Source organism: uncultured Proteiniphilum sp., assembly GCF_937873925.1.
GTDB lineage: Bacteria > Bacteroidota > Bacteroidia > Bacteroidales > Dysgonomonadaceae > Proteiniphilum.
The window spans coordinates 1-2,473 of record NZ_CALNAT010000048.1 but is presented as its reverse complement, the minus strand read 5'-3'; the positions used below and the strand labels follow the sequence as shown (position 1 = coordinate 2,473).

General features: G+C 37.9%; 3 protein-coding genes. 2 read left to right on the top strand and 1 reads right to left on the bottom strand.

Annotated features, from left to right (window positions below; translation table 11 throughout):
• Positions 1-81: 81 nt before the first annotated feature.
• Positions 82-678: a hypothetical protein gene (locus Q0502_RS03685; protein ID WP_298647279.1), complete on the bottom strand. Its 597-nt coding sequence runs from the start codon at positions 676-678 to the stop codon at positions 82-84.
• Positions 679-884: 206 nt separating this feature from the next.
• Between Q0502_RS03685 and Q0502_RS03680 the strand changes: the two genes are divergently transcribed.
• Positions 885-1,163: a helix-turn-helix domain-containing protein gene (locus tag Q0502_RS03680; protein WP_298647278.1), complete on the top strand. Its 279-nt coding sequence runs from the start codon at positions 885-887 to the stop codon at positions 1,161-1,163.
• A 15-nt stretch (positions 1,164-1,178) separates the two neighbouring features.
• On the top strand, positions 1,179-2,204 hold the full coding sequence (locus Q0502_RS03675) for an AAA family ATPase (RefSeq protein WP_298647277.1): 1,026 nt from the start codon (positions 1,179-1,181) through the stop codon (positions 2,202-2,204).
• Positions 2,205-2,473 lie beyond the last annotated feature (269 nt).

Genomic DNA, 2,473 nt, shown 5'->3' with positions numbered 1-2,473 from the left:
ACTACTTAATCCGGCAAAGGATTATTCAAATGTCATGAGTAGCATTGTGTGACCCGGGAAGAAAGATTTAGTGAGATTTTTCTATATTCTAAATTTTTGAAATATCCTATATCCTTCTCTTTCTTTTTCAGGAAGATGATATAATGCAGAAGGTATTAATTTAACTATATGATAAATAATCACCCTACGGAGAAAACTTGATCTGTTTACTTCTTTTATATTAGCAAAATTATATGCAATAATTATTTTTTTATCCTTCTCTGCAATCATATCATTATTTTCAATCTCGTTACATATGAGTTGAAAATAAGTTTCATTCATATACTTTTTTAGAAATATATTAAACATATTACTTAATTCAGTACAAACCTGAACAGTATATCTTTTTCTATTGCTATTTCCGACTGGTTGTGATTTATTGATTATTGCTTCAGGTGGTGGAGTAAAAGATATATTCGGATTACAGTAAGTACCATATACATTTCTTTCCTCTTTAGAAAAATAATTTTCTGGTTTATCATCATATTCTGTCATATTATATAATAAAGCCTTTCTGACAAAATCTGATCTTGACTTAAAGGTTTTTGGAGCTTGTTTCACAATCTGATCTATGAAATAGGCCGCAGTCTGGCTAATTTCCGTTTTTATCTGCACCGTATATCTATTCCTTTTTTCCATAATACAAATATAATCAAACTTTTTTAATTCCGTATGGAATTTGTTGTCATTATGTTTATTTAACATTAGTTGCTTTTCATTGATTTGTAATACTTTGGATGTGGTATAATTAAATTGTGTTCTTTATTATTCTGTTTTTCCGTATGGAATGGCGTTTTTTTATCCTATTGGGTGTAGGGATGTTCCTGCGCAAAATAAAAACTAATATGGACACATTAATTGTACTTAAGCGTTCGGAATTGGATGAGGCAATCCGGGATGCCATGATCTCCGTATTGGCGGAAAATGATCCGCAAAAGGGAAAAACAAACTTAACTCTCCCGGAGGCTGTAGAGTACCTAAACGACATCGGGATTCCGATAACGAAGAGTACTCTCTACCGCCACACCATGAATGCCACCATACCATTTAAACGCTTTGGCAAGCGTAAAATAATTTTCTCCAAAACCGAGCTGGACAACTGGGCGCAGGAGAAACTGAAATAACCTTAAAAAATTACGATGACAACAGATAATAGATGTGCAATAATCGATTTAGTCAATAACGGAACGGGTGTAGTTGACCCCACTCCCAACATACCTGAAGAACACAAGAAATGGAGGTCGGCTCTTATTGACCTCGAAAATCCTGTACCGCCGCCAAGACCCCTACTAATCCAAGACAGTACGGGTATCCCTTTGTTATATAAGGGGGGAATACATATAAGCTCCGGTAAGCAAAAGGCGGGGAAAACATTCTACCATACTATTCTCATGGCCGGGCTGACTAATCCCGCCGGATACATGGGACTGCATCCGACAGATTCCCTCTCCGTTCTATTTGCCGATACAGAGCAGAATCGGGATGATGTTCAGGAGGTTTTGCGACGGGTACATCGTATAAATGGATGGAGTGTGGGTGTAAATGCTTCCGCACTGAGGGGAATTTCATTGAGGGAATATTCGGTGCCGGAAAGAATAGATTTAACCGTAAATGCGCTAATGGAATTAAAACCAGACGTGCTGGTGTTGGACGGTGCGGTTGATTTATGCATCGATTTCAATTCACTGGAAGAATCTCACAAGGTTACTTCCACACTAATGAAGTGGACTGTGGAGTATAATGTGTCAATTGTGACATCGCTCCACATCAACAAGGGAAATGACGACCTCAGGGGACATCTGGGCTCTTTCCTATCGCAGAAGGGTGATAGTGTCATCAGAATATCAAAGGAGAATGATGGACTACCCTACATGGCCGCCAAAATAATTGATTCGCGACACCGGCCAATAGATGACTTCTCATTCAGGATAGAGGACGGACTGCCGGAGGCCTACGAACCAGGCACGACCCGGAATACTATCAATTATCAGGATTTGTTTGACTCAATTTTGAGCGAACCGATGAAGCATGGGGATCTGGTCAGAATCATAGTACAACGAACCGGTAAATCCGAAGTTACGGCAAAACGGTATATTTCGACCGCCGTGCAAAATGGAATTATCGAAAATAGGAATGGAACATATGAGATCAAATCACCTTTTTGACATGTATAGGTATCACGATTTAGTATCACCCCCCCCTTTATATAGGGGGAGGGTATGATACTGATACTGGTAATGATACTAAGTGATACCGGTAATGATACTAAAGAATAGGGTACTGCAAATGGTTATAATAAATTAATAATACCGAATGATACCAACAATGATCCAAGACAAAAAAAGTAGTATCACGGGCAAATGATACTAAAATGACCCTAAAAAAATAAGTGAACCATGACAACTGATACATTCAAATATAAGCTGGAAAAATA

What these genes read in the sequence shown, in the direction of transcription:
- Q0502_RS03675 (WP_298647277.1), top strand. Translation starts at nt 1,179, where the DNA reads ATGACAACAGATAATAGATGTGCAATAATCGATTTAGTCAATAACGGA.
- Q0502_RS03685 (WP_298647279.1), bottom strand. Translation starts at nt 678, where the DNA reads ATGGAAAAAAGGAATAGATATACGGTGCAGATAAAAACGGAAATTAGC.
- Q0502_RS03680 (WP_298647278.1), top strand. Translation starts at nt 885, where the DNA reads ATGGACACATTAATTGTACTTAAGCGTTCGGAATTGGATGAGGCAATC.